We start from the raw sequence: 21960 nt of genomic DNA, 5'->3' as shown, positions 1-21960 counted from the left end.
GACAAATTACCTCGGATTTATTTTTCTTTGACGGCGATGTACGTGAACTGCATGTCGGTGAACTCATCGCCGATGATTTTTTGCACGCGGGTGACTTCGGAGACCTTGACCTGGCCATCGCCCAATAGCATCACCTGGTCTTTGTTTTTGCTAATTGATTTCTCCAGCTCATCGGTGATGTACTGGACGATCTCAGTCGCCTGGGCCTCTTCGTCTTTACTGAACTCACTCTGATCACGTCTTTTCAAAATCGCTGGTGCGTCGCCGCCTGCGGGTTCAATAAAAATGATGGCTGAATCTTTGGCTGAAATCGCCAAGCCATTCTGGGCCTCGGGGATATTGCCGGTTTGTGACGGGTCCATCTTCGACGCCACCACGAAAAAGATCAGCAGCAGAAACGTGATGTCGATCATGGGCGTGATATCCATTTCCTCCTCGTCGCGTTTTTTGCGCGGCGGGACGGCATCCATATCATCATCATCGTCGATTAGCTCGTTGCTCATGCTGGCCTACTTTCTACATAGTTTCCGCGTCGGTGGCTTCCTCAGCGACAGCTTCCGCTGCCACTGGCGCCGGACGCGTCGCAGCGACGGCCAATCCGGCTTTGAACGCTTCGAAGAACCGGGTGAGCCCGGAACCAACAAGATCTTCCATTTTGGCGATGCGAATATTCACCGATGCCACCAGAATCATCAACGGGATGGCGATCGCCAAACCGCTGGCTGTGGTCACGAGGGCCACCTGGATATCACCCGCCAGCAGGGAGGGCTCCACACTTTCGGCGGTCGCGAGTGTTTTAAACGCGCCCATCATCCCAAACACCGTCCCGAACAGCCCGATCATCGGGGCACTCTTAATCACCGTGCTGACCCAACTGAGCCGGTACTCGAGATCACTCATCACATCGCGTTGGAAGCGATCCATCATGATCTGGCGGGCTCGTCGGAACCCCTCGCCGCGGTTGTCGATCGCCATGTGCATCATCTGGGGGATCGCGCGAACATCGCCTTCGCAGTACTCTTCGACGCCCTCGAAATCAGCGACTTTGAGCATCTGCTCGCAATCGTCCATGAACGCGTCCTGTTGCTCTTCAGTTTTGAACCGTTTTTGAGCCACGCGGGTCCACACGATGACAATTTGATACAGCCCCCACAACGCCACAATCGCCAACGCACCGTAGGTGGAATTGGAAATCATCGTGTAGAGGTCAGCGGCAGCGAAAAGTAACAAGGTCAAATCCTATGAGGGTTGGAATAGAGAGGGTTCAGAGGAGAGAGTTCAGGAAATTGTGCACTGAATCGCGACGTTCGCCAGCACATGGACACCGACAAGGATGCTCTCCAGATCGCCTTTCGCAATGCCTAGCGAGAGTCAGTACCGCTGTTTCGACGCGTTCTACGTTGTTTTTACCGTTTATTGCGATATCGTTGCTCTGTCACTTCGAAGGCAAAACCACTTCCCGACGGCTTGCTCTGGAAGACCGTCTTAGCGATTTCGGTAACACTTTTATGGCCCTTCGCGGCAGCATACTCCAGTTCCGTGTGCGCCAGCTGATTTTCAAGCTGATCGGGGATGAATTTAATAATTTGCCTGCCATTGGTGGTGATCCCGGCTTGGCCGAGCAACTGGATATCGTAACTCTTCAGCGGACTGTTGGTCGTCCACATGAAATACAGCCGCTTCTCCGCCTTGCTGTCGTCACTATGTCGTGACTGCGGCCGGGTAGAGAGATTCGAAGCGTAATCAACGCCTTGCGAGCCACCGATGGCACCCAGCTCAATTTTGTAAAAATCAAGTTGCTGCGAATAGGCCTTGATATTTTTTGCCGAAAAATTGAGCTGCCAACGCTCAAAACGCGGCACGATGTCTTCGCCTTCGCCCTCGGGCCCCGGCGGACGACTGTCGCCTTTGCCTGATCCGGATGTGCTCGCCGAGGCGTTGGTGTTCATCGTATCGAGCGACGCCGCCACGCTGCTGACCGCGTCAGTGACCGCTTCGATCGTGTCCTGCAAAGTGGGTTCGGTTAATTCTTCGACTTCCTCCGCTCCAGGCGGCTCGAAATCGCGTTCGAACCCCTCCGCGTTATCTGCTCGACCGGCTGCGTTTTCAATGATCGGCTCAATCGGTTTGACGCGGACCGGCATCCGCATCGTTAACCACACGATAAACAACATGAACACGAACACGCCAAGAAATAGGATCACCGCTAAAAACAGCGAGGAAACCGCGTCAAATTTACTTGTGCGCAGTGATTCACGCTCGGCCAACCGCTTGGCTTGAACGGGGCTCAATTCAGCCTTAGCGCTTGCCCCGGACGTGCCCGGCGACTTGGGGGACTTCCCGCTTTCGCCAACATTTTCCCCCTCGACTTCGAGGACTTCGGCGGTATCGGAGTTCGGATTAGAGGGTGCGGCCGTGCCCATATTGGAATTGCTTTAAAAAAAGAGTGGTGGGGCCGATTGACGTGAACCCACATGATAGCGTAGTTTTCTACTTAGTTGAACAAAAAAGCCACCCGGTGACAGATACGAAATTGTTTGTATCTTATGCGGGCGACAAATTGTTCTGGTTAGATAGCTCAGTTGGTAGAGCACGGCCCTGAAAAGGCCGGTGTCCGCGGTTCGAGCCCGCGTCTAACCACTCCCTCTTTTTTCGGCCGCGCCCGTAGATTGTCATCACTGACGTCACAATCCGGAGCGAAATGCCGTCGTGGGGCGTTGATTTACCCGCCCCATCTGCCATCGAGCCATATCCAGCTCCCGCCCGAGCATCGTGCATCGGCAACCGGCTTGCTCTCCCCCCTGGATGAGCCCTCTTTTTTCAGCCGCTGACAATGGAACCTTCTCGACGCGGATCTAAATCCCGCTACGCTAGTCGGAATCGGTCGTTTTCTTACCTCCATTTCGATTCTGGCGTTTTCCCCATGGCTGCTGCACAAGCTGAATCTCATTCCGTTTCCAAACCGCTCCAAGGCCAGCGCGCGGTCGTTTCAGGCAGTTCTCGCGGAATCGGCCGAGGTATCGCTGTGGCCTTGGCCCAGGCCGGGGCAGAGATCACGATTAACTATCACTCCCATGCGGGCGAAGCCGACGAAGTCGCCGCAGAGTGCCGCTCCCACGGTGCCGTCGCCCACACCCTGGCCGCCAATATGGGCGACCGCGAATCGGTCGAACAACTCATCGACCAAGCAACCGAAAAAATGGGTGGACTGGATATCGTCGTCAGCAATGCGGCCTACAGCGACCGGCACTTGATGCTGGAGTCGGACCTCAGCGAATTTCAAAAAACGATCGACGTCAGCATGTGGGGTGCGTTTCATTTCGTCCGCGCAGGCGCCCAAAAAATGGTTGACGCCGGGGCCGGGGGCAATATTGTCGTCATAAGCAGCCCCCACGCCAAAATCGCGATGCCCGGAGCGATGGCCTACAACATGGCCAAGGCCGCTAATGACCAAATGGCTCGCACCGCCGCAGTAGAACTTGCCCAGCATCGTATTCGCGTTAATCTGATTCACCCCGGCTGGATCGACACTCCCGGCGAACGCAAATTCTTTACCGAAGAGACGCTGCAGGATCGCGCCGCCAAACTGCCTTGGGGACGTCTGGGACGAATCGATGAGATCGGCCGCGGCGTTGTCTTCCTATGCCACCCCGGCAGTCAGTACGTCACCGGCAGCACGCTTACCATTGACGGCGGCATCCAACTGCCGTGGCAAGAGATGTACCGTGTCGACGAAGCCCGCCAGGAAGACGCCCGCCTGGCTGCGGCACAAGCAGCCAACTCCTAAGAATGAGAAATTAGGGGAAATAGGGACAGGCAGAGTTCAATTTGACTAATCCTCGGCAACGCGTACGATAGAAACGGTCGTGAGGGTTTTGCGGCCTTGCAGTTTCTCCCTGTGGAGTCGATGCGATGCCTCGTCAAGCTCGTGGTGAAGTTTTAGACCCGTCCGAAGTGCAGGTGGTGCATTGCATTCAGAGATGCGTGCGACGTGCGTTTCTTTGCGGTGACGATCCGCTGACGGGGACTTCGTACGAACATCGGCGTGGCTGGATTCGTGATCGCCTGGAGTTCCTGGCTTCGGTCTTTGCGATCGATTGCTTGACTTTTTCGGTGATGCACAACCACATTCATCTGGTCCTACGCAGTCGGGCGGATGTGGCGGCAGCTTGGTCGGACGAAGAAGTGGCCCGGCGTTGGCTGCGATTATTCCCCCGGCGGCGAAACGAGGACGGTTCGCCTGCGGAGCCCACGAAGCCGGAGTTGGACATGATCCTCAACCAACCCGAAGTGTTGTCGGAACGTCGCACTCGACTGTCCGATATCAGCTGGTGGATGCGGTGCACCGCTGAGAACATTGCGCGGAGGAGCAATGCTGAAGACGAGGTTCGCGGGCACTTTTGGGAAGGTAGATACCGAGCGCAAATTTTGCTCGATGAATCCAGTTTGCTGGTGTGTGCGGCGTATGTGGACCTGAACCCGATTCGCGCGGCTTTGGCGGAGACTCCGGAGACCAGCGACTACACCGGAGCGAAGGATCGGATCGACGATTTGAGCGAGCGGCACGAGCGGAGTCGGCCTAGCACCCACGATTGGGAGCGGAGTCGTGCTCGGCGTCGCAGTGGGTGGATGAGTCCAATCGAGATTGATGAACGATCTGACGCGACGGGACCGGTAGTCGAAGCGTCAGGCCGTCGAGCGAGCAGCAAAGGGTTCCTGCCGGTATCGATGGTGAGATACTTGGAGTTGCTTGATTGGACGGGGCGCCAATTGCGTGCTGATAAGATCGGCAGCATTCCAGCCCATCTGAACCCGATCCTGCAGCGAATTGGCTTGGACACGCATGGCTGGTGCGATGTGGTGCGCAAATTCGGTCGGATCTTCAAACGTGCGGCAGGCACACCGGAGAGCCTTGCAGGCGAAGCATGCCGTCGCGGGCAGGGTTGGCTGTGCGCCCGCGGGAATCCGCTGGGCCTCTCATCGGTCTGACGCCGGCTCAGAACGCTGCTGCGAAGACTGTTCCAGGTTGGCCGCTGCGCGGTAGGGGAGGGCTGTAAGGTTTGTCTCGAGTAGCGTGCTCAAAATGGCCGATCTCGGCATTTGGGTTGTCCGACGCAAAGGCTCCATGCAAGAAACTCGCGCCCGTGCCCTGCTGAGAACTGTCCAGAAAATAGGGTGGCCCTTTTTGGAGGTGGATCATCTGGCCTGTGCCAGACAATCCGAATCGGTAAACTCGGTGGCTATGAGCACACCTACCCTTCCTGCCGCCCAGTTTGACCTTTATCAGCCATTCGCACCCTCGGGCGACCAACCTGCCGCGATCGAGAAATTGACAGCAGGTTTTTTGGCTGGCAAACCTGCTCAAACCCTCCTTGGGGCGACGGGTACCGGCAAGACGTACACCATGGCTAACGTCATCGCGAATCTCGGCCGCCCCGCCCTGATTCTCAGCCACAATAAGACGCTCGCGGCTCAGCTCTACGGCGAATTCAAAGAGTTTTTCCCGAACAATGCCGTTCACTACTTCGTTAGCTATTACGACTACTATCAGCCTGAGGCCTACATCCCCCAACGGGATGTGTACATTGAGAAAGACTCTTCGATCAACGAAGAGATTGACCGCTTGCGACTGGCCACGACCAGTTCGCTGGTCAGCCGCCGCGACGTTGTCATCGTCGCGTCGGTCAGTAGTATCTACGGGCTCGGCTCGCCCAAAGATTACAAGGAACTCGTAATTGACATCCATCGTGGCGAACAGACGCGGCGCGATCATCTGCTGCTCAAACTCGTCGACGTGCAATACGATCGCAACGACTTTTCATTCGAACGTGGCAAGTTTCGCGTCCGGGGCGATTCCATTGAGATCTGGCCGACATACGAAGAGTTCGCCTTTCGCATCGAAATGTGGGGTGACGAGATCGAACGGATTTCTTTGATCAAACCGCTCTCGGGCGAAACGATCCGAACGGTCGACGATCTCTACATCTATCCTGCTAAACACTTCGTGATGCCCGAGGATCGCATCCAGGCCGCCTTGAAGTCGTTGCGGGAAGAACTCGCCGAGCAACTCGAAGTCTTCCAAAGCCGCGGCAAACTACTCGAAGCCCAGCGGTTGTCCGCGCGCACAAAGTTTGACTTGGAGATGCTCGCCGAAGTTGGTCACTGCCCCGGCATTGAGAATTATTCCCGTCCGCTCTCAGGTAAGGCACCCGGCGCGACCCCGGACACGCTCTACGAATTCTTCCCAAAAGATATGGTCACGTTCGTCGATGAGTCTCACGTCACTGTGCCGCAAGTCCGTGCGATGTACGCCGGCGATCGTAGTCGCAAAACGACGCTGGTCGAACATGGTTTCCGACTGCCGAGTGCCTTGGACAATCGCCCCCTGAAGTTTGACGAATGGGTAGAACGCACCGGACAAATCTGCTTCGTCAGTGCCACGCCTAGTAACTATGAACTCGAACGAACCGGTGGCGAAGTCATTGAACAGATCATTCGGCCTACGGGCTTGCTTGACCCGATCGTGGAAGTCGTCTCGGCACGCGGCCAGGTCAACCATTTGCTCGAAGAGGTGCGGCTGCGTGCGGCGCGGAATGAACGCGTGCTCGTGACGGCGCTCACAAAACGGTTGGCTGAAGACCTCTCCAATTACTTCCAAGAGCAAGCAGTACGGTGTCGGTGGCTGCATAGCGAGCTGAATGCATTTGAACGCGTCGATCTGTTGCAAGAGCTTCGTACCGGACAATACGATTGCCTCGTCGGTGTGAACCTGTTGCGGGAGGGACTTGATCTTCCCGAGGTCTCCTTAGTTGCGATTCTCGACGCCGACAAAGAAGGGTTCCTACGAAGCGAAACCAGTCTGATTCAAACGATTGGTCGCGCCGCCCGAAATGCCAACTCGCGGGTATTCTTGTACGCCGACAAGATGACCGACTCGATGCAGATGGCGATCGACGAAACGGAACGGCGTCGAGCAATCCAGCAGGCGTACAATGAAAAACATGGCATTGTACCCAAGACAATCTTTAAATCCGTTCGGGCAGGCATCGAATCGGATGCGGCGAAACATCGCGCCGCTGAGCGGGAGGCGACAGCGGAGAGTGAGATCACCTACATCACGCTGGAGTACGTCGAAGCACTCGAACGCGAAATGATGTCGGCAGCTGAGGACCTTGAGTTTGAACGGGCCGCGCGGCTTCGTGACCGAGTCGGTCAACTTCGCGATCACATTGGCAAACCTCTCTCGGAAATCGAATTACCGGAAAAGAATGACAGTTCAGGAGGCCGTGGTAAGGGCCGCCGGGCGGGCAAAAAACAAAAAGGCATCAATCCCTCGCGAGCGAAAATCCCACGCCCCAAACGGGGTTAGTCGCACCAGCGAGACAACTCCTTATTGCAGCCACATGTGGCGAGACAACGCCAAGAATGGAATGCAGCAAAGATGACAAGCACCTCTCACAGAGAATTCCTGGTCACCGGTGCTAAAAAATTCTATTGTCTCGGAGGGAGCGATCGTCACTACGCCATCCCTCACATCGACGCCTCACTGCAAAATCATATCCGCACCCAGTACCATGACCCACTGCGGTATCAATCTGTTATAAACAATTGAAGTTTAAGACGATCGAATGAAGATGGCGCAGCAAATTGCGATCGATTTTTTCGCTCGGTGTGATGGAAATCCACGGTTTTGACACGAACGTGAGCAATGAGTACCGAGCAACCTCAAACCATCCGCGTCCAGTGCCCGCAGTGCGCGAAACCGCTCACCCTGAATGAATCATTGTTGGGGAAGCAGATCAAGTGCCCGTTATGTGGTCGAGTTTTCGCCACCCGTGCCAAGGCGTCCTCTCAACAGTCCACGAACCCGGCACCTTCAGCGTCTGCCTCCGGCGCTGCGGCGGGGAGACAACCGAGTACTCGACCAGCGAAAGACAGAACAGAGCCGACATCGAGAACAGCGCAGCCACATCCGTTTGACTTTCCAGCGGTGGGCGCGGGAGCAGGACATGCAACGTTCTCAACTGCCCGACCGAACTCTCGCCCTCAAGCTCGCCCCAAAGGCACCATCCCGATCGGATCTCTCCTGAAGAAACATTGGCTAGCGATCACAGTTTCTCTGCTCGCTGTGGCGACCTTGGCGGCGAGCGTGATCGCGCCGTGGCCGCTTTTCATTGTGGGGATAGCGGAGATCGTTTTGGGGGCAATCGTCGTTGGCTTGCTTTTCATTCCTCGCATGTACGTGATGCGACGAGCGTTTGGTGCGTTGGGGAAAGCGGGCGAGTTGTTCCTGCAATCCGCAGCCACCATCGGCTCTGGCGGCGTCGCGATTATCGTGATCTTGGCGATCGTCAAGGCTATGCGGCGGACCAATGGTGGTGCCTCTCTCGACTTCAGCGGGATCACGGGTGGTGGAATAGCAGTGTTCCTCTTGTTTCCGCTATCGATTGCAGCAGTGATTGCGTTGTGGTACCTCATTGGGCTAGCGCGAACGCTTGCCAGCGGCTATGTACTCCAGTGCAGCCTGATGTTTTTAATACTGCTGATTTCAGTCGTGCAGAATCCCGGTGTGAATCCGGGCGGAGCGATGCCGCCCACCGACCCAGTTTTTCGCACGCCGCCCAGACGACAAGGGCGACCGACTCCTCCACCAGAGGTGTCCTCCAGGACGCCTGTGATCGAGACTCCCAACCCCCTCGGGTATCCGAGTTCCGATGTGGTTCATTTTATCGTCGACACGAGCAAAATCAGCGATATCGAGAAGATTCTGCCCCGGCTGACTGCAGGCGCTCCCCCGAAATTTTGGAAATCGACCCAGGAGGGATCGCAACTGGATGTTTGGCTCTACCAGTCGGCGCCGGTGGACCAGATCGCTCGAAGAGTGAGCGGTGACCGCAGTCTGGTAGTGGACTCAGTCGATCCTGCCAAGCGAACGATTCGAGTGCGAGGAGAATAAGCCCGGCCCGGGCCGAAGCGATTGATTCACATCGACGGTCGCCCCGCCAAGGCCACACCGCCGGCCACTGTCGCGGCATGAACGACGATGCTTGTGCCGCTCATGCCCAGGTTCCGACACAATCATGGGAGGCTAAAGGCCGGCTACCCTTTCCGCAGCATGGCGATCAACTCGTCGTTGTTGAGTTTCGCGGCCGCGGCGGTGCCTTCCATCACGCCGGCGACCAGATCTCGTTTCGTCTCATGGAGGGCGAAGATTTCTTCTTCGATCGTGCCCCGAGCGATAATCCGGTACACCATCACTGGCTTGTCCTGACCGATCCGATGAGCGCGGTCGGTGGCTTGGTCTTCGACCGCCGGGTTCCACCACGGGTCCATGTGGATGACGTAGTCCGCCGCCGTCAAGTTCAAGCCAGTGCCGCCTGCTTTGAGTGAAATCAAAAACACATCAGCGGAACCGTTCTGAAACGCATCGACGCGTTCCTGGCGTGCCTGGGCAGGTGTCGACCCATCGAGATACTCATACGTGAATCCAGATTCCTCGAGTTCGCTGCGGATCAATGCCAAGTGCTGTGTGAATTGACTGAAGATCAACGCACGATGCCCCTCCTCCTTGAGATTGCTGAGCGTTTCACGCAACTGAATGAGTTTGGCTGCTTCCCCAGTGTAGGACTCATTAACGAGTTTGGGGTGGCAGCTGATCTGTCGTAAACGCGTCAGCAACGCCAAAATGCGAAACCGTTGATCTTGTGTGGTCACCGTCGCCTGCAACTGATCAACCTCGCCGATGGCCTCCAGACGCACGCGTTCGTACTCAGCTCGTTCCTCTTTGGATAGATCCACGTAGAGATTCATTTCCGTCCGCGGCGGTAGATCCTTGAGCACCTCTGACTTTTTACGCCGCAGCACGAACGGTTTGAGACGTTCGGCTAAGCCCCGACGCGCCGCTTCATCGTTATTTTTCTCAATCGGCAAGGCAAACCGCTTACGGAACTGTTCCCATCCGCCAAACACTCCTGGTGAAACGACATGGAACAGGCTCCACAATTCACCAAGATGATTCTCTACCGGTGTACCCGTCAGCGCCACGGTCCACGCAGCGGGGATATCGGCAATCGCCTTGGAAGTCTTGCTGCGGCTATTTTTGATCGCCTGGGCTTCGTCGAGCACCATCGTGCCCCACTCGACATCTGCGAGCGATTTGTGATCCCGCAGTGCGAGCCCATAGCTGCACACCACGACGTCGCCCGGACCGACCTGCGTGAGGAACTCCGCCCGGTCGGTTTCACGATACAGATGCACGGCGAGGCCAGGTGCAAATCGCTCGGTCTCGCGGACCCAGTTGAACGCGACGCTCGTCGGCGCGATCACGAGGGCAGGCCCCTCGTCTTTGCGATCGAGCAAGACGGCAAGTGTTTGCAGAGTCTTGCCCAGCCCCATGTCGTCAGCGAGCACGCCACCCACTCCCCACTCGGCGAGCCGTCGCAACCAGCGATACCCTTCGACTTGGTAGTCACGCAGGTTAGCGTCGAGCCCGGCGGGTAATTGGGGGTCGAGTGATTCGGCGCGGGCAAGTCGATCGAGACAGTTCTGCCAGGCTTTGACGGCCTTGAATTCAATTTCGCCGTCATCGAGGAAATCACGGATCGCGGGAGCTGCAGTGGCATCGAGCTTCATCGTCTTGCGATCAGCATGGGTCGCGTCACGCAGTTGGCGCAGACGCCGCCGCAGCTTCTCGCCGATGCGTGCCCACTGTCCATCTTTGAGGCGGACGAAATCACCATGGATCGCGTTTGCATCCTCCGCAGACAGATTCTCCAACAGCTCGCCGAGATCGAGCTTGCGGTCGCCCACGTCACATTGCCCCGAGATGCCAAACCAATCCCGCTTACGATTGATTTCGACTCGCACGTTCTGGCTCGAAATGCTGCCGAGCACCGAGATCGGTTTCTCGCTGTTGCGATCCCAGAGGACTTCCGGCTTGGGAATTTCTGAAAAATCGCTGTTGGTCGAAACCGATTGCTCGCCTTCGCTCGACCACGAATGCAATCGTTCAATCAAATTCAGAGCGTCGCCGAAGTCGGTAATATGAGCCGCGAAGCGTTCATGGGCGAGGGATTCTTCGGGTTCGAAGAAACGGAAGCCCAGCGTTTCAGCCAAGTAGGTTGACTGGCGAATCTCATGGGCGGTATCGCGGCGAATTTGCACCGGTTTCCCCTCGCGATGACCGATCGAGATCGCTGGAGGACTGCCAGGATGGCGAATCTTGCCTTCGGCATCGCGAATTCGCAGCGCCACATCGAGGGCCCCATCGGCATTGCTTCGCAACAGGACAACGGGCTGTGCGGGCGTGTCTACGATCGGCCCCAACATCGCTTCGGGTAAACCAATGGTGAACCGTGATTGCAAATGCTTCAGTCGTTTAACGAGCTCCTCGCCATGTTCGGCGTCCACGCCTGGGAACTGCAGTAACATCAACAGCAATGGGATCTCAGCTGGCTGAACCTCGATCAAGGAAATGATCTGCCGGTCGATATCAAACCGCATCACGGTACCGTCACGCGTCGTGGCGAGATGCACCCCCTGCTTCACCGGCACCCCCCGTCGCTGATCGCAGAAATTGGAAATTGAGAGGTCGCGGTGAGCCTGCTGCTGTTCGACATCGTCGGACGCCATCAGTGCAATGAGCATGTAATGATTATCGACGAGCGTCAATTCGAACTCAAAATCATCCCGCCGGACCGTGACGGGGTCCTTATCAAAAAAAACGTTCGGCGCGTCAACCAACGTCCGCAACGCCGAAATCTGATCGATCTCCCATTCGTCGCGGTAGCTGTAATAACTCTCGCGCATTTGGACGTGATCAAACACCCGGCGGTCCTGAGCACTACGCTGCAAATTCGGTTCGTACAACGCCGTCTCGATTTTGATGCGACGGCCTTTGGTGTAACCACTGCCACGCTTCTTGGGCTGCTGACTGATAGGGTAGACCTCGATATCGGTCGGCGCCACCTCGACTCGCCACGCCAAGCGGTTCTCTACCGTCGTTGTCCGGCAAGCGAGCGTGTCGGCTTGAACCACAGATTGCTCGTCGAGATCACCGACCTGCTGCAGCGCAGAATCGAATTGGTGAAACAGTCTCGCTGTCAAATCGGGCTTCAATTGATCGTAGTTGGGCTTGCCACGAGAGAATCGTTCCGCATTAACGCGTCTGGCGAGTTGGGACGAACTATCGAAAAGTTCATCAGCCAGATACTCGACAAATCCAACGGAGTGCGCGCACGGGGCCTCGCCCCGCGAAGCAGAACATCCGCATTCGGCAGGCGAATCGTCAAACGTAATCCTGGCGAAGAGAGGAAAGACTTCGCGCGGAGTCCGGCAGATCCCGTGGATCTCACCGTGCGGATAGATCTCAGCAACGTCGTAGGTGAAGCCTTTTGCTTGTTTCTGAAGCTTCTTGGGGACTGAGTCATGAAGGATCTCGAACCGCTCACCCCACTGTTCTGCCAGCGACATATCGGTTTCCTCGTCGACGTCAAACAGCGAATTTTGACTCATCGACGCCAACTCGCTCGGCGAGACTCGCACGCCCAACTCTTCGAGCATCGCTCTCATCCGCGTGGGATTCCCGCCCATTAGCGAAGCGAGCTCGGATAATTGTCGCGAAAGTTCCGATGCACTGCGTTGAGTCATTCTATTCATCCCTGCAAGACGAGGCGAGATTCGTTCGGGCCGCTCAAATCCATCCGATCAGGCGAATCGCGGCGATCGCGGTGAACCCGAGGAGAATCAGATTAAACCACTTCTGCGACACACGTCCAACTAGCCAACGTCCGGCGAGCATCCCCAGCGGAATTGCCGGCGTCAGGACCGCACCGACTAGCAGCGTTGAATCGGTAATCAACCCTAACTGGAAACTCAGCGGTAGTTTCACCACGTTGAGCACTAAAAACAGCCACGCGCTGGTGCCAATGAGCTCCCACTTGGGCAGCGCCACCGCGAGCAAATAGAGCGCCACGACCGGGCCGGCAGCGTTGGCAAGCATTGTCGTCACTCCCGCCAGCAACCCCAGCACGACGGCAAACCAAGTTTGATGGGGCACCTCATCGAACCATCCCGGACGGTAGGTACGCACGAACTGCACCGCGCAAAGAGTGAGGATGATCCCACCGACAATCCATTTAAACTGGTCCGAGTCGAGTCGATCCATCATCAGCCAGCCGATGAGAATCCCCCCGATCGTCGGCGGCAGCAAACGTCGAACATGTCGCCAATTCGCTTCGCGGCCGAAGAAATAAATCGCGCAGGCATCGCCAACGACCAACATCGGCAACAGCACGCCCGTGGACGGCATCGCTCCGAACACGAACGCAAAGAGCACCACGTGCAGCATGCTGACACCGGGGAAGCCCGATTTGGAAAATCCAATTCCAGCGGCACCTAGAATTAAACACGCCCACTGCAGCGGCGTGACCATGGTCAACATCGAGATATCCAGGTGATCAGCCTTATCGGGTCGCGAGGGTTAAAAAGCAGCCAGGCCCCACGTTATGACGGCAAACGGGCTTGGCGACAACCGACGGCTAACGCCATGACGACTGTGTCGATTCATCAACAAGCCGAACCACCTTCGCCACGCCCCCCGCTGCTGAGAAAGCGGTCGGCAATCGTCCCTCCCCACGCTGCTTATGCTAAGATTCTCACCCAATCGCCGATCCAGTCGCACTTTTTCCTAGGTAGACACCACGACAATGCCCACCCACGCTCCCCGTCTCACTCGCCTCGGGTTTTTCATCCTTGTTTTCGGCATGGTCGCTGCGCTACTGCCCTCGCCCGCAGCGGCCCAAGATGCTGCTGTGACCAATTCAGATGCACCAGTCGTAGCGACTGAGGTGGCGGCCCAGGCGTCGCCAGCGGTGGACGCGGAGGTTGCAGGTGAAGATGAAGTTAGTGACGCCGACGGCATCGACTGGACGCCCGCGTGGCTGGTCATGATTGGCATTGTGTCAGTCCTTACGCTGATTATCGCGCTGAAATTGAATGCGTTTTTAGCGTTGATTATCTCTGCCATCCTGGTCAGCGTGCTCGTTGGACGGGAGCAGGGCGTCGGCATGGGTGAACGGATGGATGCCGTGGTTAGCTCCTTTGGGTCATCAGCCGCCGGGGTGGGGATTGTGATCGCCATGGCGGCAATCATCGGCAAGTGCATGCTCGACAGTGGATCCGCTGACCGCATCGTCCGGTCGGCGGTCAACGCTACCGGCGAGAAAAAAGCCTCGCTGGGATTGATGATCAGCGGTTTTATCCTAGCGATCCCTGTATTCTTCGATACGGTGTTCTACCTGCTCGTACCGCTGGCTCGATCGCTGCACCGCCGCACGGGCAAGCATTACCTGCGTTATCTGTTGGCGATCGCCACCGGTGGCTGCATTACCCACACGCTCGTCCCGCCCACTCCCGGCCCCCTGTTGGTGGCCGCAATTCTGGGTGTCGACATTGGGATGATGATGATGATCGGGGTGATGGTGGCGATCCCCTCGGCTACCTTGGGACTGCTGTTTTCGATCTACGTCGATAAGAAAATGCCGATTCCCATGCGTCCGCTCGGCGCCCGCGAGGATCGCCATCAACCCTTGGCGGAAGAAAAGCTGCCCAGCCTCTTTGTCTCGCTGCTGCCGGTCCTCCTGCCTGTCGTCTTGATCGGCGCCGGGACCTTGGCCACGACGCTCGCGGATCGCGAGGATCGAGCGGCTGTGCTGGCGACGGACGTTGAAAATTTTGATCTGCTGGCGGACCGTTTCGACGCGGCCACCGAAAAATCACCCGCCGGCCGGATCCTAGCGAGTGAGCGAATCACCCCGCAGCAGCGAGAGCGATTGACCACCACCGCGGTCAACGACGTCGAAAAAGAACGCGTGGTGTCGATTATCAATGAAGCCTTGCTGGACCCTGATTTCTACAGCGCCGACGCGTTTGCGGATGTGTCGATTCCTAAAATCACCGCCGAGCTTCAAAAGGCTGATCAATTGCGGATGAAACCCGTCGATCGGCGACGCATGAACCGAGCACTGCTCGACGCTGCTTACCCCGAATTAATTGCCCCCCATCGCTGGAACAGCCCGACACGAAAGGTCGCCAACGCCCTGGGCCTCTGGAGCAACCCAAACTTTGCCTTGCTATTGGCCGCGCTGACAGCGATGCTGACGTTCAAGGTCGTTCGTTCGCTGTCTTGGCGAGAGCTCGGCATCGACGTGGAGGAGTCCCTGATGAGCGGTGGTGTCATTATTCTGATCACGGCGGCTGGCGGAGCGTTTGGAGCGATGCTCTTTCAAACCGGTGTCGGCGATACCATTCGGGAGTATTTTGCGGGGAGACAAGCCGCCGGGATCGCCATCCTGTTACTGGCGTGGTCGGTCGCCGCAGTGTTCAAAGTTGCCCAAGGCAGCAGCACGGTCGCCATGATCGTTGGTGCTGGCATGATCGCAGCGATCATGGGGAACGAGGAACCGCCTTTCCACCTCGTTTACGTCGCGACCGCCGTGGGTAGCGGCGCGCTGATGGGCAGCTGGATGAACGACAGCGGATTCTGGGTGTTCACGAAAATGGGCGGCCTGACCGAAGCCGAGGCCCTCCGCTGCTGGACGCCCCTGCTCGCCATGCTCTCCATCGGTGGATTGGTCACGACGATCATTCTCAGTCAAATCCTGCCGATCGTGACCGCGATCCCATGAAAGACGATGACGAGCTGTGCCTCTGTTTTCATGTAACCCGGCGGAAAGTGATTCAGTACATCCGCGTGCAGCAGCCGCGCCGGACCAGCGAATTGTCGCAGTGTTACGGTGCGGGGACGGGGTGCGGATGGTGCCGGCCGTTTCTCAAACGATTGTTCGAGCAAGAGACGGCAGCAGGAGCGGCCGGCCAAGACACGGAATCGTCACCAAGTCCCGAAGAATACGCGCGGCAGCGAGCCGCCTACCGTCAGGCGCAGAACGAGTCGCTCCCCTAAGTCACGCGAATGGCCCGTCGCGATGCTGCGCGTTCTTAGAGGTAGCACAAACCTCGCCAACACGCCTCTGACGACTGAATCTCTCGCTCTGTGGACCGAACGTTCCGTTCTTACTTTCCGACGTACACGCCGCTGCACTGCAGCGTGATCGCGTTGACGGACTTGTCATAGGTCGCCGTCCCCACCGCGATCACGCGGTCGCCCTGGGCCACGCCGAGTAGCTCGCGAGCGTCTGTCTTCACAGCATTCCCGTCAGGGTCCACGATACTAACAATCGCTTTCGGGGCCTGCTCGGCACGACGTTTACAAAAGGGGCAGTTGTCTTCGTGATCCGGATCGTCCAGTCCGTGACCTGCGGCCGGCAACTCGCTGAGCATGAAGGTCGCTTGACCATCTTGGAAGGCTGGGAAATCACCCGCGTCAATCTTTCCGATCAACACCACCTCTCGCGCTGCGTTGGGCTCACTGGGCGAGCCCTCAGCCCCACTCAACTCCTCAGCCGTCTGCGTCAAAGAGGCAGGGTCGCTGGGCTGCGTCGTGAGCAGGTACTCACTCGCCCGACCACCCGGTGGCGACACTACTGGAGCGGAACGCTCACCGTCACATCCGCCCGACCCAGTGAGGGCGAGCAGACCGAGCACTGCAAACGATATGGGCGAAGCAAAACGGACGATGCGTGAGCAAGCGGAGGGCATTGTCATGAGTATCTCGACTAAGAGTGAGAGTTTTTGGTCAGCACATCGATGGCAGAATTAATTTCCCCAGAGACGTCTTTGTAGTCTTTCCCTTCGGCACCATGCAATTTGAGGTCCACGTCGCCGTAGGCTTCAAACAGCGTCTCAATCGCTTGCTGCATTTCCTTCTTTTGAGCATCTGGAATTTCAGCGGCAGGAATCGCTTCCTCAATCTGACCGAGCAGCGTGCCAACGTCGTGCAACTGATCGTGGATGGAGTCGACGTCGTCGTCGGCAAACCCTTTGGCAATGGCATCTCGAATGACAACCAGTTGATCGACGCCCTGACTCAGCGATTCCAGCGGCGGGGTGCTCTTGAGCGGCACCAAGTTGTCGATATCCACGTCGCCATCATGGTTATGACCGTCATGGTCATGGCCAGCGTGATCGTGGTCGTGGTCGTGATCATGCCCGTGTTCGTCGTGTTCATGTTCGTCCACGCTCGCGGCCGGTGGTTCTGCGGGCCGACACCCCGCTAACGCACCCGTGTACGTCATCGCCACCGTGAGCACAAACCATTTTGATGAACTCATGAACCAACCTTGACGTGACATGAAAACTTTCCCGGAGAGGTGCGTGAAGCCGTAAAGATAACGGGGATACTTGACGAACGGTACTGAGTGTAGCGTTCAGAATGGACTGCCAGCATGCTACGAAGATACGCGTCAAACGGTTCATCGGTTGCGCATGGACGGTTGCGCCGCGTGTTCGCGCACCCCGCACTACGGAGGCGGCTCAGCGGAAGCGTATATTTCGATGGTCTTCACTCGTCCCCGCGATCCTTCGCAGGTAAGACAATCTCAGCGGGGTCTGGGCAAAATGATCAAGTTGCGAGCAGCTGAACAGGAAAATCCTACTGTAGGTTCAACTCGTCGAGAATTTCGCGAATCAGATCAGTCTCGAGCTGGCGATGGCCGTCGCCATCGGGATTGAGCAGAATGCCCAGTTCGTCATCGAGATAGTCGAGCATGGTGCGGCCATCGACCCAAAACCCACCGACTTCCGATTCGCTCTCAAACAGATCGCTGCGGAGTTCGACAAACCGACTGGCGTGCTTTTGGCTAGAAAACGCTACTAGATAATCTCGCTCGCCCCGACTCGCAGTGAGCGCGCCGAGGACGTCTTCCGGTTCGGAAGAATCGGAACCTTCATCCCCCAAATGAATCAATACAAACTGACTCTCGATGAGTTGGCGGGTGATCGAGGCGATATCGTGACGCGAGATAGCGTCCTGAAAACTGCGACCGTTTAGCTCCGACTCGACACCCATGAATGACCGTAACCCGCAAGGCGTTTGACGACGTACACTGCATCATCCGTCGGGCAGCTTTGTGTTTCGGGAGAAATCCATTCCCGCCGACTCAATGCACTCGCATCTCCAGCCGACCCTGACAATATAGCCGGTCTGGAGGGAATGCAGAAGCTATGAGGTTTTCTCGCTCTGATCACGCCGAAAGATTCGATCCGACGTCCGTTCGGTAAGCGGCCATGGCGGGAACGATGCCAGCGAGTAAGCTCAGCAAGATGACAAACGGAAGCACCAGCCACTCATACTCCGTCACGGAGAACAGACTAACCTGAACCCCGGTGCGTTGCTCGATGAAGCCCCCGGCCGCAAGAATCGCGACATGGGCAAGGAACCAGCCCGCCGCACCGCCCACGACTGCAATGATGAGGCTTTCGAACAAGATGATCCAAGTGACACTCCCCCGCCGCGCTCCGAGAGCCCGCATCACCGCAATATCTCGTCGCCGATCATTCATTGAATTATAAATCGCCACCAGCACACCAAACGCGGCAACGACACAGGTGATCAGGGTGATCACGAGTAGCGCAGACAGAAGTGGGCCGACGATTGCCGACATCAGTTTGTTGATCTCGCCGATCGGTGCGGCCGCTTGCGCCCGCTTCGTCTCATTAATCCGGTTCTGCATCCCCGGGGCAAACATCAGGTTACCATTGCGAACGAGAATGGATGTCACTTCCCGTTCGGGGATCATCAATAGCGGAGGACGTTCGTCGTCAGGATCTCGCTGGGGTGGCTCGATAATGGCATCCTCTTCGAGCGGTCGAGCGTGGCCTTCGAGCAAGTAGAACCCCTCGAGGTTCACGAATACCGCTCGATCGTTGGGGGTACCCGTGGGCGCGAGCACACCGACGACCTGGAATCCCTGACCGTGCCCCTTGCCCTCGGGATCACCATGAGTCGGGTTCATGGTGTCACCGACCTGAAGCCCCGATTGAGCAGCGACACGTGAACCAAGCACACATTCGAAATATTGGTTTTCGGGTGTATACGTTTCGAAGGCGCGTCCTTCTCGAAACACAAACGGCTGGTCGACGTCGGGACCATGCCGCAGCTTTTCAAAAAATTCCGGAGTGGTGCCGACGACGCGAGAGTCGCCATAGTAGTCTCCCAAGGCCAGTGGGATCACGTATCCACCGGCGACGTATCCCGCATACACACCGTCGCGCTCACCCAAGGCCGGATCGCCGCCGTACTCTCGTACCATCTCCGCCCGCTGTTCCTGCGGAAAGAACTCCATGTACTCGGTGTACGGCAGGTTCTCAATCGGCTGGCTGAGGTAGTAAACGCTGTTGAGGGTGAGCTGCAGGGCGCTGCCGGGCGGTCCGACGACCAAGTTGTAGCCGACCGAAGCGTTCCGCACGAAGGCTTCACTGATGATGCCATAAATCGCCATCACCATCACCACCAATCCGACGCCGAGCATCAGCGACAGGGTGGTCAAAAAACTTGAGAGGGCACGGTAACGAAAATTACGCCATGCGATGAACAGGAGATTCATGAAGCCGGATGTTGGTGAAGGGCAGCGATACGATTGATGTCTTCGAGCCGATCGACGCGGCTGAAACGGTCGGCGACGTCCATACTATGGGTGACCATCAACAATGCGATTGAATCTTGACGGCATGACTCGATGATCAAATCCAGCACAGCATCCGCACTGGCGGGATCGACATTGGCGGTCGGTTCGTCGGCGAGCAGCAACTTGGGTTGTCCCGCCAGTGCGCGGGCAATGGCCACTCGCTGCTGCTGGCCGACGGACAATTGCTTGGGTCGGTAGTGGGCGCGGTCGGCGAGCCCCACGCGCTCGAGCAGATCCAGCGCCCGAGCGCCGTCGACACCGCCATGACCGAACGTCATGCCGAGCTTGACGTTTTCAATTGCCGAGAATGCCGGCAGGAGATTGAAGGTTTGAAAAACGTATCCGATAGTGGCGGCGCGAAATCGATCGCGGCCCTGTTCGCTCAGCTTCGTCAATTCCAGATTATCGACACGAATCGAGCCGGAGGTGGCCGTCAGCATGCCGGCGATCAAGTGCAGCAGCGTCGTCTTGCCACCGCCACTCTCGCCAATCAATGCGACCTGTTCGCCACGGGTCATTTCAAACTTCGGCACATCGAGCACGGTCAGCTCACCGCCGCCGGGCTGTTGAAATTTTTTGATCAGGTCGACAATAGATAACATCGAGTCGGACAATCTCACAGAGGAGCGGGATGGGTTCGATGACAGGCCCGGCGCCTGCCCTCAGGGACCTAGCGACGTCGCATGGCACGCTTCAGTCCCATTTCGGTGTCACGTTTTTTGAGCGTTTCGCGTTTGTCTTGGGTTTTCTTACCTTTGACCAACCCCATCACACACTTGGCGATCCCTCGATCGTTGAAATAAACCCGCAGGGGAATCAGTGTCAGCCCACGTTCGAAAGCGCGTCCTGAAAATTTATTGAACTCTCGCTGGTGGACCAGCAATTTCCGGGCGCGACGTGGATCGTGATTCCACAGCCCGGCATTGGTGTACTGGGCCAGGTCGGCACCCACCAACCACAGTTCTCCATTGGTGACGCGGATATGCGCTTCGTCAAGGGATAGCTTGCCATCTCGCATGGACTTCACCTCGCTGCCCTTGAGCATCATGCCGCATTCGATGGAATCCAGGATTTCATAGCGAAACTTGGCCTTGCGATTTTCCGCGACAGGCGTGGTCGACGGAGCCGCCTGCTTACCGGCAGCCTTCCCGCCCGCTTTTTTCTTGGACTTCGTATCGGCGTCTTTCCTGCCCGCAGCGGTCAGTGAGGTCTTGTGCGATTTTGTTTTGGACTTCGACATGGCAGGCATTGTATCGCGGGCGAGGTAAAGGGAAGACCCAGCAATGGTGAGATTTTGCTGGGGCGACTACAATACGGCTTGGTCGCGAAAATTTTTCCTGATTTTGAACGTGAAAGTACCGATGGCTTTTCGATTGCCAGTAGTCTCTGAACCCGAGATGCCCGAAGGCACGTCCGTCAGCGCTACGGGTCGATTGCCCCGTTGGCTCAAACGTCCGATTCCGAAATCCAATTCGAATCACCTCACCGACCAGCTGATGGACGAACTGGGGCTGGAGACCGTTTGTGAAAACGCCAAATGCCCCAATCGGATGGAGTGTTATAGCCAACAAACCGCAACATTCATGATCCTGGGGAACGTCTGTACGCGTCCTTGTGGCTTTTGTGCGGTAAATCGTGGACGCCCGCCGCAGGCTCCTGCCGAGGACGAACCCGCGAGAGTTGCCGAAGCGGCCGCCCGGCTGGGGCTGAAGCATGTGGTCATCACCAGTGTCACGCGGGACGACCTGCCCGACGGCGGAGCGGACCACTTCTACCGCTGCGTCATCGCCGTCCGTGAACGGACAGGGGCGACGACCGAGGTCCTGACACCTGATTTCGTGCAGTGCAAAGACGCTCTCGGGCGCGTGATCGAAGCTCGCCCAGACGTTTTTAACCACAATATGGAAACGGTCCCACGACTGTACCGCCGTGTTCGGGGTCCAAAGAGCGATTACGCCTGGACACTGCAAATGATGCGGGAAGTAAAAAAATACGACGCGACTGTCAAAACCAAGAGCGGGCTGATGCTCGGCATGGGCGAAGAACGCGGCGAACTCCTCGACGCATTGGCAGATCTTCGCGAGTACGGCGTCGATTTCCTCACCCTCGGCCAATATCTCCAGCCCGGTGAGAAATATCTGCCGGTCGTCCGGTACGTTCCGCCAGAGGAATTCGACGAAATCGCCGAGCTCGCGAAAGAAATGGGTTTTCTGAAAGTCGCCTCCGGCCCGTTTGTCCGCAGCAGCTACCACGCTCGGGATATGGCTGAAACTGCCTGAGCAGGTTGCAGTTCCTGTACGCCAACGGCGCCAGGGCTCGAACCAAACCAACCGGCGAGCCCCTGCGACGCTGTTAGGATCTAAGCAAATAGCCTGGG

General features: G+C 57.3%; 18 protein-coding genes and 1 tRNA gene. 8 read left to right on the top strand and 11 right to left on the bottom strand.

What is annotated here, in order from left to right; translation table 11 throughout:
- Nucleotides 1-17: 17 nt before the first annotated feature.
- The 3 genes from Poly21_RS22810 to Poly21_RS22800 all read right to left on the bottom strand — a co-directional run bounded on the left by Poly21_RS22810 (nucleotide 18) and on the right by Poly21_RS22800 (nucleotide 2423).
- On the bottom strand, nucleotides 18-503 hold the full coding sequence (locus Poly21_RS22810) for an ExbD/TolR family protein (RefSeq protein ID WP_146409321.1): 486 nt from the start codon (nucleotides 501-503) through the stop codon (nucleotides 18-20).
- A gap of 13 nt (nucleotides 504-516) precedes the next feature.
- Entirely contained in the window at nucleotides 517-1197 is a 681-nt protein-coding gene (locus Poly21_RS22805; RefSeq protein ID WP_367302569.1) for a MotA/TolQ/ExbB proton channel family protein, read from the bottom strand.
- 209 nt (nucleotides 1198-1406) lie between these two features.
- The gene (locus Poly21_RS22800; RefSeq protein WP_146409319.1) at nucleotides 1407-2423 is read right to left on the bottom strand and encodes a hypothetical protein; all 1017 of its coding nucleotides are present in this window, start codon (nucleotides 2421-2423) and stop codon (nucleotides 1407-1409) included.
- Between the two features lie 144 nt (nucleotides 2424-2567).
- Between Poly21_RS22800 and Poly21_RS22795 the strand changes: the two genes are divergently transcribed.
- The 5 genes from Poly21_RS22795 (at nucleotide 2568) to Poly21_RS22775 (ending at nucleotide 8956) form a co-directional block, all read left to right on the top strand.
- Nucleotides 2568-2640: transfer RNA gene (locus tag Poly21_RS22795), tRNA-Phe, on the top strand.
- A 283-nt stretch (nucleotides 2641-2923) separates the two neighbouring features.
- On the top strand, nucleotides 2924-3787 hold the full coding sequence (locus Poly21_RS22790) for an SDR family NAD(P)-dependent oxidoreductase (protein ID WP_146409318.1): 864 nt from the start codon (nucleotides 2924-2926) through the stop codon (nucleotides 3785-3787).
- A 125-nt stretch (nucleotides 3788-3912) separates the two neighbouring features.
- A complete protein-coding gene (locus Poly21_RS22785) occupies nucleotides 3913-4989 on the top strand; it encodes a transposase (protein ID WP_146409317.1) in 1077 nt (358 codons plus the stop codon).
- Nucleotides 4990-5242: 253 nt separating this feature from the next.
- Complete coding sequence (gene uvrB / locus Poly21_RS22780; protein ID WP_146409316.1) at nucleotides 5243-7369, top strand: excinuclease ABC subunit UvrB; 2127 nt, start codon at nucleotides 5243-5245, stop codon at nucleotides 7367-7369.
- A gap of 339 nt (nucleotides 7370-7708) precedes the next feature.
- Nucleotides 7709-8956 carry a hypothetical protein gene (locus Poly21_RS22775; RefSeq protein WP_146409315.1) on the top strand — a complete coding sequence of 416 codons (1248 nt, stop codon included), beginning with the start codon at nucleotides 7709-7711 and terminating at the stop codon, nucleotides 8954-8956.
- Nucleotides 8957-9099: 143 nt separating this feature from the next.
- On the opposite strand, the gene Poly21_RS22770 is transcribed toward Poly21_RS22775, so the two are convergent.
- Nucleotides 9100-12648: a DEAD/DEAH box helicase gene (locus Poly21_RS22770; RefSeq protein WP_302120244.1), complete on the bottom strand. Its 3549-nt coding sequence runs from the start codon at nucleotides 12646-12648 to the stop codon at nucleotides 9100-9102.
- Nucleotides 12649-12691: 43 nt separating this feature from the next.
- A complete protein-coding gene (locus tag Poly21_RS22765) occupies nucleotides 12692-13441 on the bottom strand; it encodes a sulfite exporter TauE/SafE family protein (protein WP_146409314.1) in 750 nt (249 codons plus the stop codon).
- Between the two features lie 265 nt (nucleotides 13442-13706).
- On the opposite strand from Poly21_RS22765, the gene Poly21_RS22760 reads away from it, so the two are divergent.
- Nucleotides 13707-15686 carry a GntP family permease gene (locus Poly21_RS22760; RefSeq protein WP_436967519.1) on the top strand — a complete coding sequence of 660 codons (1980 nt, stop codon included), beginning with the start codon at nucleotides 13707-13709 and terminating at the stop codon, nucleotides 15684-15686.
- Entirely contained in the window at nucleotides 15683-15961 is a 279-nt protein-coding gene (locus Poly21_RS22755; RefSeq protein WP_146409313.1) for a (2Fe-2S)-binding protein, read from the top strand. Before Poly21_RS22760 ends, Poly21_RS22755 begins: the two co-directional genes overlap by 4 nt.
- 110 nt (nucleotides 15962-16071) lie before the next feature.
- Here Poly21_RS22755 and Poly21_RS22750 read toward each other — a convergent pair whose 3' ends face one another.
- The 6 genes from Poly21_RS22750 to smpB form a co-directional block, all read right to left on the bottom strand.
- Nucleotides 16072-16662 (bottom strand): hypothetical protein, encoded by a 591-nt coding sequence (locus Poly21_RS22750; protein WP_146409312.1) that lies wholly within the window; start codon nucleotides 16660-16662, stop codon nucleotides 16072-16074.
- 11 nt (nucleotides 16663-16673) lie between these two features.
- On the bottom strand, nucleotides 16674-17249 hold the full coding sequence (locus tag Poly21_RS22745; protein ID WP_146409311.1) for a hypothetical protein: 576 nt from the start codon (nucleotides 17247-17249) through the stop codon (nucleotides 16674-16676).
- 299 nt (nucleotides 17250-17548) lie between these two features.
- Nucleotides 17549-17965 carry an SseB family protein gene (locus tag Poly21_RS22740; protein WP_146409310.1) on the bottom strand — a complete coding sequence of 139 codons (417 nt, stop codon included), beginning with the start codon at nucleotides 17963-17965 and terminating at the stop codon, nucleotides 17549-17551.
- Nucleotides 17966-18140: 175 nt separating this feature from the next.
- Complete coding sequence (locus Poly21_RS22735) at nucleotides 18141-19502, bottom strand: ABC transporter permease (RefSeq protein WP_146409309.1); 1362 nt, start codon at nucleotides 19500-19502, stop codon at nucleotides 18141-18143.
- Nucleotides 19499-20185, bottom strand: coding sequence for an ABC transporter ATP-binding protein (locus Poly21_RS22730; protein WP_302120241.1), 687 nt, complete (start codon nucleotides 20183-20185; stop codon nucleotides 19499-19501). The genes Poly21_RS22735 and Poly21_RS22730 overlap by 4 nt, the downstream gene beginning before the upstream one ends.
- 68 nt (nucleotides 20186-20253) lie before the next feature.
- A complete protein-coding gene (gene smpB / locus Poly21_RS22725; RefSeq protein ID WP_146409307.1) occupies nucleotides 20254-20832 on the bottom strand; it encodes an SsrA-binding protein SmpB in 579 nt (192 codons plus the stop codon).
- 112 nt (nucleotides 20833-20944) lie between these two features.
- Between smpB and lipA the strand changes: the two genes are divergently transcribed.
- The gene (gene lipA / locus Poly21_RS22720) at nucleotides 20945-21862 is read left to right on the top strand and encodes a lipoyl synthase (RefSeq protein WP_146409306.1); all 918 of its coding nucleotides are present in this window, start codon (nucleotides 20945-20947) and stop codon (nucleotides 21860-21862) included.
- Nucleotides 21863-21960: the final 98 nt, after the last annotated feature.

The sequence above is a fragment of the Allorhodopirellula heiligendammensis genome, assembly GCF_007860105.1.
Lineage (GTDB): Bacteria > Planctomycetota > Planctomycetia > Pirellulales > Pirellulaceae > Rhodopirellula > Rhodopirellula heiligendammensis.
This window is presented reverse-complemented; position numbering and strand designations above follow the sequence as displayed.

Coding starts and splice junctions, on each gene's coding strand:
- Poly21_RS22755 (WP_146409313.1), top strand. CDS start 15,683: ATGAAAGACGATGACGAGCTGTGCCTCTGTTTTCATGTAACCCGGCGG.
- Poly21_RS22730 (WP_302120241.1), bottom strand. CDS start 20,185: ATGTTATCTATTGTCGACCTGATCAAAAAATTTCAACAGCCCGGCGGC.
- Poly21_RS22770 (WP_302120244.1), bottom strand. CDS start 12,648: ATGACTCAACGCAGTGCATCGGAACTTTCGCGACAATTATCCGAGCTC.
- lipA (WP_146409306.1), top strand. CDS start 20,945: ATGGCTTTTCGATTGCCAGTAGTCTCTGAACCCGAGATGCCCGAAGGC.
- Poly21_RS22800 (WP_146409319.1), bottom strand. CDS start 2,423: ATGGGCACGGCCGCACCCTCTAATCCGAACTCCGATACCGCCGAAGTC.
- Poly21_RS22740 (WP_146409310.1), bottom strand. CDS start 17,965: ATGGGTGTCGAGTCGGAGCTAAACGGTCGCAGTTTTCAGGACGCTATC.
- Poly21_RS22785 (WP_146409317.1), top strand. CDS start 3,913: ATGCCTCGTCAAGCTCGTGGTGAAGTTTTAGACCCGTCCGAAGTGCAG.
- uvrB (WP_146409316.1), top strand. CDS start 5,243: ATGAGCACACCTACCCTTCCTGCCGCCCAGTTTGACCTTTATCAGCCA.
- smpB (WP_146409307.1), bottom strand. CDS start 20,832: ATGCCTGCCATGTCGAAGTCCAAAACAAAATCGCACAAGACCTCACTG.
- Poly21_RS22760 (WP_436967519.1), top strand. CDS start 13,707: ATGCCCACCCACGCTCCCCGTCTCACTCGCCTCGGGTTTTTCATCCTT.
- Poly21_RS22805 (WP_367302569.1), bottom strand. CDS start 1,197: ATGATTTCCAATTCCACCTACGGTGCGTTGGCGATTGTGGCGTTGTGG.
- Poly21_RS22790 (WP_146409318.1), top strand. CDS start 2,924: ATGGCTGCTGCACAAGCTGAATCTCATTCCGTTTCCAAACCGCTCCAA.
- Poly21_RS22745 (WP_146409311.1), bottom strand. CDS start 17,249: ATGTCACGTCAAGGTTGGTTCATGAGTTCATCAAAATGGTTTGTGCTC.
- Poly21_RS22750 (WP_146409312.1), bottom strand. CDS start 16,662: ATGACAATGCCCTCCGCTTGCTCACGCATCGTCCGTTTTGCTTCGCCC.
- Poly21_RS22810 (WP_146409321.1), bottom strand. CDS start 503: ATGAGCAACGAGCTAATCGACGATGATGATGATATGGATGCCGTCCCG.
- Poly21_RS22735 (WP_146409309.1), bottom strand. CDS start 19,502: ATGAATCTCCTGTTCATCGCATGGCGTAATTTTCGTTACCGTGCCCTC.
- Poly21_RS22775 (WP_146409315.1), top strand. CDS start 7,709: ATGAGTACCGAGCAACCTCAAACCATCCGCGTCCAGTGCCCGCAGTGC.
- Poly21_RS22765 (WP_146409314.1), bottom strand. CDS start 13,441: ATGTTGACCATGGTCACGCCGCTGCAGTGGGCGTGTTTAATTCTAGGT.